Consider the following 303-nt stretch of genomic DNA (forward strand, 5'->3'; position numbering starts at 1 on the left):
CCCCCAAGGCAGAGCAGCCCCAGCCGGATGCTGTACCAGAGCAGGAGCCTGCCCCGCAGGCCGCGCCGCCGGAACTGGAGGAGGAACGCCGCCCCTTTGCGCAGCCGGACTGGAAGCCCACCACGGCGCTCGACCATCAGGCGGTGGATCTGGTACATCAGCTGGAAAGCTTAATGACTGTATAACAAACAGACGATGCACAAACGCTGTGCATCGTCTTTTTTGCGTCTTAGGGATGTTACCGCACGGCGCTGGTGCGGTGTTCCATGAGGTAGGTGGCCTTCAGGTCGGCAATGTGGAGCT

At 61.4% G+C, this 303-nt stretch carries 1 pseudogene; it reads left to right on the forward strand.

The features are described 5' to 3' along the window. Window positions 1-185, forward strand: a pseudogene (locus tag P0G09_RS18475) (hypothetical protein); the annotation flags it as partial. Window positions 186-303: the final 118 nt, after the last annotated feature.

It is taken from the genome of Faecalibacterium sp. DFI.5.82 (assembly GCF_029076575.1).
GTDB classification, from domain to species: Bacteria; Bacillota; Clostridia; order Oscillospirales; family Ruminococcaceae; genus Faecalibacterium; species Faecalibacterium duncaniae.